The sequence below is a fragment of the Novipirellula caenicola genome (assembly GCF_039545035.1).
Classification (GTDB): Bacteria; Planctomycetota; Planctomycetia; order Pirellulales; family Pirellulaceae; genus Novipirellula; species Novipirellula caenicola.
The window spans coordinates 66,936-75,241 of the sequence record NZ_BAABRO010000027.1 but is presented as its reverse complement, the minus strand read 5'-3'; the positions used below and the strand labels follow the sequence as shown (position 1 = coordinate 75,241).

Annotated in this window: 8 protein-coding genes; 4 read left to right on the top strand and 4 right to left on the bottom strand. The window is 55.9% G+C overall.

Annotation, left to right across the window (positions count from 1 at the left end; all coding sequences use genetic code 11):
* From ABEA92_RS28965 to ABEA92_RS28955, 3 genes are all read left to right on the top strand, one after another.
* The coding region (locus tag ABEA92_RS28965) for a transposase (protein ID WP_345688942.1) at positions 1 to 218 on the top strand (218 nt) is incomplete at its 5' end.
* Between the two features lie 477 nt (positions 219 to 695).
* The gene (locus ABEA92_RS28960) at positions 696 to 2,099 is read left to right on the top strand and encodes a DEAD/DEAH box helicase (protein WP_345688940.1); all 1,404 of its coding nucleotides are present in this window, start codon (positions 696 to 698) and stop codon (positions 2,097 to 2,099) included.
* A 9-nt stretch (positions 2,100 to 2,108) separates the two neighbouring features.
* Positions 2,109 to 3,320: a DUF790 family protein gene (locus ABEA92_RS28955; RefSeq protein WP_345688938.1), complete on the top strand. Its 1,212-nt coding sequence runs from the start codon at positions 2,109 to 2,111 to the stop codon at positions 3,318 to 3,320.
* Positions 3,321 to 3,570: 250 nt separating this feature from the next.
* On the opposite strand, the gene ABEA92_RS28950 is transcribed toward ABEA92_RS28955, so the two are convergent.
* The 4 genes from ABEA92_RS28950 to ABEA92_RS28935 form a co-directional block, all read right to left on the bottom strand.
* Positions 3,571 to 3,828, bottom strand: coding sequence for a hypothetical protein (locus ABEA92_RS28950; RefSeq protein WP_345688936.1), 258 nt, complete (start codon positions 3,826 to 3,828; stop codon positions 3,571 to 3,573).
* A 28-nt stretch (positions 3,829 to 3,856) separates the two neighbouring features.
* On the bottom strand, positions 3,857 to 4,429 hold the full coding sequence (locus tag ABEA92_RS28945; protein WP_008691641.1) for an RNA polymerase sigma factor: 573 nt from the start codon (positions 4,427 to 4,429) through the stop codon (positions 3,857 to 3,859).
* 373 nt (positions 4,430 to 4,802) lie between these two features.
* Positions 4,803 to 5,891: a protein arginine kinase gene (locus tag ABEA92_RS28940; RefSeq protein ID WP_345688934.1), complete on the bottom strand. Its 1,089-nt coding sequence runs from the start codon at positions 5,889 to 5,891 to the stop codon at positions 4,803 to 4,805.
* Positions 5,888 to 6,445: a UvrB/UvrC motif-containing protein gene (locus tag ABEA92_RS28935; RefSeq protein WP_345688932.1), complete on the bottom strand. Its 558-nt coding sequence runs from the start codon at positions 6,443 to 6,445 to the stop codon at positions 5,888 to 5,890. Before ABEA92_RS28935 ends, ABEA92_RS28940 begins: the two co-directional genes overlap by 4 nt.
* 270 nt (positions 6,446 to 6,715) lie before the next feature.
* Between ABEA92_RS28935 and trpE the strand changes: the two genes are divergently transcribed.
* On the top strand, positions 6,716 to 8,236 hold the full coding sequence (gene trpE, locus ABEA92_RS28930; protein WP_345688930.1) for an anthranilate synthase component I: 1,521 nt from the start codon (positions 6,716 to 6,718) through the stop codon (positions 8,234 to 8,236).
* Positions 8,237 to 8,306 lie beyond the last annotated feature (70 nt).

The following is an 8,306-nucleotide window of genomic DNA, read 5'->3' as shown; positions in this document are numbered from 1 at the left end:
GCAAGAAAAACGAAGATCGTAACAAGCGTCCGGTGGCGTTCAACAAGCGAACCTACCGACGTCGCTGCATCATTGAACAAACCATTGGTTGGCTGAAGGAGTGTCGTCGTGTCGCCACTCGCTATGACAAGCTCGCACGAAACTTTCTTGCAATGGTGAAACTATCGATGATCGGTCGCTATCTTCGAATCATCGCCCCATGGAATTCCGCAATTTAAGGTTTTCAGACAGAGCCTAGCCCAACTTGGCCAGAAATCAGATGCACTGTTAGAATTGGATCAGTGTTCGGATTCGCAATCAATCGATCTGAAAATCTTGCGGGACGAAATAGAGAATGACTTATGGTCATTTGATACTTGATCGGGCACGACCACCACACCCTGTTTCCAGAGCCTCTTTTCCAGGCGTTACTCCTTCATTTTTTTGCCTTATTTGTCGCCTCCTACGCCCCCGCTGATAGGAGGACTGTTTGGGAACCGAGTGGCATGGAACGATGTTGGCGTCTTGGAAGCGGTTATGATTGGTTGTATTCCCAAACCGAACTTATTCAACCGTCTCCATTACACTGCTTGCTCCATCAACCAGCTTGCCGCTGACGCTCCCCTGTTACTTGACCGCCATCATCGGCGTGGTAGTTTGATTTCTCGTCGCTTCCCCGCTGTCTGCTACCAATGTCAACCCTTGATCCATTGACCATGCAATCCCTCGCTTCCGTCTCTGCGCCGACGCGGCTTGCGTTTCAGGAGGGGACACTGACGCTATCGGGAGTCGAAAAGCGGCTGGTCGAGCGATTGTGGGATGAACCGCTGTGGATGTTTGACACGCGCAGCGACTGCTGGCGGACTGACGCGATGCATTACCGCGAGGTGGTGACGTGTTTACAAAACCGGCTGGCCACCGCATGGTCCGATGATGTCGCACAGTGGAAACCGATTCACTTTTCGGCTGCGAAACTGCATACGTTGCGACCGGACCAGAACGAGGCGCTTGAGGCTTGGTTGGAAACTCGCCGTGGCGTCGTGGTGATGCCAACGGGGACGGGAAAGACCGAGGTGGCGCTGCACGCGATCTGCCGTGTCAACACGAGCGTTTTGATCGTTTCCCCGGTGCGTGATTTGATGTACCAGTGGCACGACCGAATTCGTAATGCGACTGGGATCGATGCCGGGATCATTGGCGACGGCGTACACCGCGTCAGCGCGGTTTCGGTGACCACCTACGACAGTGCGACGATCCATATGCCGCGTCTGGGCAACCAATTTGAATTCATCATCTTTGACGAATGCCATCACTTGCCGGGACCGATGCGTCAGGACGCCGCCCGCATGTCCACGGCACCGTTTCGGCTCGGCTTGACCGCGACGCCGGAGCGACGTGACGGGGGACACGAATTACTTAACGAAATCATCGGCCCGCGAGTTTACACGCAAGCGATCAAGGCAGCGCGAGGCAAAACGCTTGCGAATTACGACATCGTGCGGATGGCGGTGCACTTGTCTCACGACGAGCGAACTCGCTATGAGTCACTGGGCAATACGGTTCGCGAATTCATTGCCGAGCGACGTAAAGACGACTCATCCTACGATTGGCCGGCGCTGTGCAGCGAAAGTGGTCATGACCCAGCCGCCCGTGCCGCGATGATTGCCTTTCACGCCAAACGCTCGATCGAAGACCGAGCGGAAGAAAAACTGCGAGTCATCGAGGATCTGTTTCGGCTGCATGCCGGTGAACCGGTGATCGTTTTCTGTGGTTCCAATGCGATGGCTCGCGATGTCTCGCTACGTTTCTTAATCCCCTGTCTACTGAGCCATTGTCGCAAACGCGAGCGGCAAGAGATGTTGGCTGGATTAAAGGAAGGGCGTTACCCTGCGTTGGTCGTCAACCGTGTTTTGGACGAGGGAGTGGATCTGCCGGAAGTCAATGTCGCCATCGTGGTCGGAGGCGGCAGCAGCACTCGGCAATCGCTGCAACGACTGGGACGTGTGGTACGCAAAAACCGTTTTGGCCGCGCGTGTTTCTACGAGATCGTGACCGCTGGGACGCGAGACGAATTGCGCTCGCGTGCGCGTCGTCGTGACGACGCATTCCGCAAAACTTAGCCAAGATTGATGCTGACCAAAGAACAATCGATCGTCGAGTACGATTTTTCGCGTCAAAGGGTCATCCCCGATCGGTTGACTCGTTCGACTCACGGCCATTACCCACCGTTGGCCGAAGAGATGCTGAAGATCTATCAGGATCATGTGGGAGAGGTTCGCAAGCATCTGCACGAATTGGTGCGACGTTTGTTCCGCGGTGTCACCGATTGCCCGGCAAAGCGAATCTCCGCATTCTGCAAACTGCTGGACGACGCCAGTGAGTTTCATCAGGACAAGTCCGCCGCGGCAGCAAAACTCAGGCAACGTGTGTTCACCTTGGCGGCAAGCAAACATCCGCTGGTGCAATCACGGGATCAATTGTTTGATCATGAGGAAGCGAATGCCAAAGCAGAGATTGCGGCGGAAATAGGCAAAAGTTGGGCGGAGATCGAAGCCAGTTTGTTTGCCGACGTGATTGAGTTCCACCGACTTCAAAAACCGCCGGAGAATCTCGATGCCGCGGGTTTACTGTCACGTTACAACGTCGCGCAAACCCAGGCGGCGTTGTACGCGGCCACCTCGATGACCGTGTGGGCTGGCGACGATTTCAAAATGATCCTGCGATACGCCAAACTGGCCAGACTGATGCACTCGATCACACGCCAGGGCGATCGTTACGTGTTTCAACTCAACGGACCAGCGTCGCTGCTTCGTCAAACTCGTCGCTACGGCGTCGCATTCGCTCGGTTCTTGCCAGGATTGTTGGCGGCACAGGACTGGCGGATGCAAGCGACCGTGCTCGGACCCGCGAAACGGCGATTTGCCTTGCGATTAAGCAGCAGTGATGGACTGCGAAGTGAAGTGCAACCAAGCGATTTTGACAGCCAGATCGAAGAAACGTTCTGGCAACAATGGCAAACCATGCAGGCAGAGGATCAAACCGGCGGTTGGCAGCTCCGTCGCGAAGGCACGGTGCTGCACCAAGGCCAAACCGTATTCACCCCCGACTTCTCGCTGGACCACCCCGAGCACGGCGAAGTGCTGCTGGAGGTGATCGGATTTTGGACGCCGGAATATTTGAGCGAGAAAGTGATCCGGTTAAAACAGTTTCAGCACACTGCGAGAATCATGTTGGCGATTAGCGAAAGCGTTGACCAAGCGATCCCCGATCTAGGCATGCCGCGAGTCACCTTCAAAACGACGCTGAAAGTGAAGGAGGTGCTGCAGATATTGCCGCGTTGAACCGCTGCGACGCTGGCACTCATCGATAAGGATCGAAGCCACGAATCGGTTCCTTGGCATCGACCAAGGTGTTGGCGGTACAGGATTAACAGATGCAAGCGTCCGTGTCGGGCCTTGCGAAACGGCGATTGGCTCCCTGCATTGGCACCATCGTCTCTGGTAGCTTCCCTGCAGCTTGGAAAGACGCAACCGTTTGATTTGAAGAAAGAGGCAGTAGCATGGGGACTAGAAGCTTCCACATTTCGAAGCATCAGCCGGCACTGAAGAAGCGAGTCGACGAGCCGCCGGGACCGATCTTTACTTGGACTTGCTTTGCACACCGCGGACAATGCCCGACGTAGGCGGTGGCATCGGAATTCTGGTAGATGCGGCCGTAGATTTGGCAGCAAAGGAATGTGATTCCCAGAAACGGGCGATTTCGATAGCCAGAAGCGGCATTTTGCGAAGCATCACCGGCACGGCTCAAGTTGCCAGGATCGCTGGAGGCGTCAAACTGGGGTGCGGACATCGGATCGCGAAGAAGCGAGGGAACGAAATCACTCAGAACTAGACTCTTCGGCACGGTGCAGGACTTCCAACGCGAGCTTTAATTGGTGTCTCGCTCGGCTCAGCCGACTTCGCACCGTCCCGATCGAGATCTCGAGGATCTCGGCAATCGTTTCATAGGACCGCTCTTCCATTTCCCGCAAGACCAGAATCGAACGATGCTCTTCAGTCAATCGCTCCATCGCGGTGCGAACCATGGCAACGCGTTCGCGTTGCAGCATCGGTTCGTCCACTCCGCTGGATTGATCGACAACTTCCAGCCCGTTTTTTTCGCGAAATTGGTCCAACGAGACTCGAGCTCGCTTTTTTCGCCGACGCGACAGCGCACTGTTAAAAGCGATGCGGTACAGCCATGTAAAGAACTGACTGTTTCGCTGAAACGTGTCAAGTTTGACAAACGCTCGGATAAACGCTTCCTGGACGACTTCTTCGGCTTCCTCGGGTGAACCGGTGACCTGCAGCATGGACGCGAACAAACGATCCTGGTTGACCTCTACCAACCGGGTAAACGCAGCACGATCGCCCTGGAGTGCTCGGTCAATCAGTTCAGGCTCTTCGCCCACGCCGCCAACTTTCGTGAAAATCGAGGTTTCTTTGCACCGCTTCCCTCCTGCCACTCTACAGAGTGATAGGGAATGCCGAAGAAATTTGCTGCACCCTAGTTTATCATCCTGCACCAAAAGAACATGCCAAACCGTGCGATTTCCTCCGCAAGAACGGATCAAGTGCCTGCGTAACCCGTCGGAATCGAGCCTTGGTGGCAAGCCGAAGCAGCATCCGAACCCAAATTCGTGCGGAATCCGAGAATCGCCCCCCCATTTGTACGACTCGGATCAGCCGCCCCGCTGAAACGCCCTGTCAATTCAAGGCAAAGCAGCGCACAGGGCATGGCTTCGCTGGCGAAGGTGTTGTTCGCCGAGCGTTCGCCGACCTCTCTTAATTCAGCTCGCCTTTGCCTTGACGACCGGTCAAATGACGCTGTAGGTAGGTCGCCCGTTGGACGTTCCGGTCGGAGGAACCGAGCACGCGGCCATGCAATTTCTGCAAATGCGCGGGCTGGGTATGGATGAACAACTTGTTGATCGTGGCGACTTCGACATCGCTGATCAGCCCAAGATTCACGCCCATTCGCACTTTGGAGAGGTAGTGCATGGTTTCTTCGCTGCTAATTTTCTTGGCCGTGCTGAGGATGCCCATCGCGCGGCTAACATCGTCATGCAGGTCTTGCTGGTTCTGCTCGATTAAAAACGCACGTGCCTTTCGTTCATATTGAATGATTTGTGGCACGACCTCGTCACCCACCAACGCCAGCAGCGATTTTTCGCTGTGCCCGAGCGTGACTTGGTTGCTGACCTGGTAAAAATCGCCCGAATACTGCGATCCTTCGCCGTACAGCCCACGGACGGTGACGTTGATCCGCTGCATGCTGCGGAACACTTTTTCGATCTGTCGCGTGATCACCAGCGCGGGCAAATGCAGCATCACACTGACGCGAAGCCCCGTCCCCACATTGGTAGGACAGGCGGTCAAATACCCGTATTTTTGATGAAATGCGTACAGAATCGAACCTTCGAGTTTGTCATCCAACGCATCGATCCGGGCCCAGGCCGCTTGCAAATCCAATCCGCTCTGCATCACTTGGATTCGCAGATGATCCTCTTCGTTGATCATCACGCTGTACTGTTCGCCTGGATCAACGGCGACCGCTCGCGAGCCATCGGCATCGGCGATTTCGCGGCTGATCAATTGACGTTCGACCAGGAATTGCCGATCAACCTCGGAGAGTTCTTCGATATCGATGTAGCGGATGTCTTTCCAGTCCTCCATCGCCTCCATGCGGGCTCGCACGGTCCGCTCGATGCTGTCGCGATCTTCATCACTGCACCGCCGAATGAAGGGAAAATCGGCGAGGTTGCGAGCCAAGCGAATCCGGCTGCTGATCACGATGTCCGATTCCGGCCCGGTACCGCGCAGCCACTCTCCGGAGCTTTTTGCAAGGTTGGTAAAGTCCGTTTCTTGATTCACGACTGATTCTCACCTTCACTCGAACTGGCATCGTCATCGTCTGACGCAGGGATGCTCAGTTCGCGTTCCATTCGTTTTAGTTCGTCTCGGATTTCAGACGCCCGCTCGTAATCTTCGAGCTCCACCGCCTCTTCCATCTCACGCCGCAGTTGGATCATTTCGGCTTGCGAATCGGCCGACGCTGCCAACCGCCGCGGCCGTTTGCCGACGTGTTCGACGGCGTCATGGATATTCCGCAGCAGGGGGACCAAATCCGCCTCGAAAAAGCTGTAATCGTAAGGACATCCGAGCCGTCCGGTGTTGCGGAACTCGAAAAAACTGATGCCACACACCGGACACTCTTTCTGGTCCAATTCGGCCAATTCTTTTTTGGATTGTCCCAACTGCAGCTGCTTTGCCAGCGCGTTGGTGACCGAGGCCACAGGACTATCGGATTCTTTTTGCAAAAAGCCGCGAGCGTGTTCCTCACAAAGATGCATAATTTTGGGACCCGAAGGTTCCGTCAACTCGGTGATATGAAACGTGGCGGGCTTTTCGCAATACTGGCATTTCATCGTGTCATTCCTAGCTGCCGTGACTGCCGCTAAAGTGTGTGTTTTCCCAAGTATTGGACGCCAAAGGGATTCTATCGCCGCCCCCATCGGTGTCAACGTAACGACATGAACGTAACGACTTTGACGCGTGGGTGCGGCAACGAAGAACCTGTTTGCCGTTTCCGCTGTCCAAACACTGCCGTTGTCCATGCACGGCCGCAAGGTCGACCGCCGCGTCGCCGCCCCATCTAGTTTAGAGCCCGATTCCTCTGAAAGAGCCCGTCGACCTCGATGTTAACACCTGAACCTGCCGACTTCGACCAACTCGCGATCCACCATGACTTTGTTCCGGTGTATCGGCGTTTACTGAGCGACTCGTTAACCCCAGTGACCGCGTTTCGACTTTTGGACGATGGCGGCCCCGCTTGTCTGTTCGAAAGTGTGATCGGGGGCGAAAAAGTAGGCCGTTACAGTTTCCTAGCCTCTGACCCGATCAAGCGATTTTCCGCACGTGGCAACCAAGTCGCGATTTCCGATCTCCGCGGCGGCTCGGACGGGGGCAGTGGGACAACCCAACAACTCGAGTCCGACGACCCGCTGGAAACCTTTCGCTCGCACGTCAAATACCGAGTCGCCGAGGTCCCGGGGTTACCCCCATTTGTGGGCGGGGCGATCGGATACGCCGGTTACGATGTCGTGCGGTACGTCGAAAATCTGCCCAACTCACCCACCGATGATCGGCAGCTGCCCGATTTGGATTTTGCGTTCTACCACACGCTGTGCGTGTTCGATCATGTCGACAAAACGATCACCGTGGTTTCACTAGCCGATTGCCGCGACGTCACCCATGCCGCCGATGCCCAGCAGGCCTTCGGCAACGCATCTCAGCAAATCGACAAAACGATTGCCAAACTTTCGCAACCGACCGCTCATACCCCCGAAGAATTCACGAACGAGAAGCCTTCGCCGCCGCTAAATATCGAGTCTAATTTTACTCGCGAATCGTTCGGCAAAGCGGTGCTGGAGTGTGTGGAATACATTCGCGCAGGCGACATTTTCCAAGTCGTCCCAAGCCAACGCCTGAGTGTCAAAACCGACGTCGATCCTTTTGAGATTTATCGCTCGCTGCGAGTGGTCAATCCCAGCCCGTTCATGTTCTTTGTCCGTACACCGGACTGCATGTTGGTCGGATGTTCACCCGAGATCATGTGCCGTGTTGCCGACAACGTGGTCACCGTGCGTCCATTGGCGGGAACCCGGCGGCGAGGCAAAACCGAAAAAGAAGACAAGGCTCTCGAAAAAGAACTGCTCGCCGACCCCAAAGAAATCGCCGAGCACGTGATGCTGGTCGACTTGGGTCGCAACGATGTCGGCCGCGTCGCCCAATTTGGTACGGTGGAATTGACCGAAGTGATGGTCGTCGAGCGTTATTCGCACGTGATGCACATCAGTAGCGAAGTGCAAGGCAAACTGCGTGAAGGGCTCGACGCCTTTGACGCGCTGAAGGCATGCTTGCCCGCGGGCACCGTCTCGGGTGCACCGAAAGTTCGCGCGATGGAGGTGATCGATTCGATTGAACCCCACCGCCGCGGCCCTTACGGCGGTGCGGTCGGCTACGTCGATTACCGAGGCAACATGGATACCTGTATCGCGCTGCGAACGATGGTCGCCAAAGACGGCGTCGTGTACGTGCAAGCGGGCTGCGGCGTGGTCGCCGACAGCGATCCGGATGCCGAATACGACGAAACGATGAACAAGGCCCGGGCGCTGATCTCGGCGATCGAAACCACCGTGGCGCGAGTCTCTTCGTAGCTGAGGTGACTGCAACAGAGGCCGCAGTCCGGGGAGTGCCATCCCCGGCAGAGATTGTGCCGCGCTCTGG

What these genes read in the sequence shown, in the direction of transcription:
- ABEA92_RS28960 (WP_345688940.1), top strand. Translation starts at nt 696, where the DNA reads ATGCAATCCCTCGCTTCCGTCTCTGCGCCGACGCGGCTTGCGTTTCAG.
- ABEA92_RS28955 (WP_345688938.1), top strand. Translation starts at nt 2,109, where the DNA reads ATGCTGACCAAAGAACAATCGATCGTCGAGTACGATTTTTCGCGTCAA.
- ABEA92_RS28950 (WP_345688936.1), bottom strand. Translation starts at nt 3,828, where the DNA reads ATGTCCGCACCCCAGTTTGACGCCTCCAGCGATCCTGGCAACTTGAGC.
- ABEA92_RS28935 (WP_345688932.1), bottom strand. Translation starts at nt 6,445, where the DNA reads ATGAAATGCCAGTATTGCGAAAAGCCCGCCACGTTTCATATCACCGAG.
- trpE (WP_345688930.1), top strand. Translation starts at nt 6,716, where the DNA reads ATGTTAACACCTGAACCTGCCGACTTCGACCAACTCGCGATCCACCAT.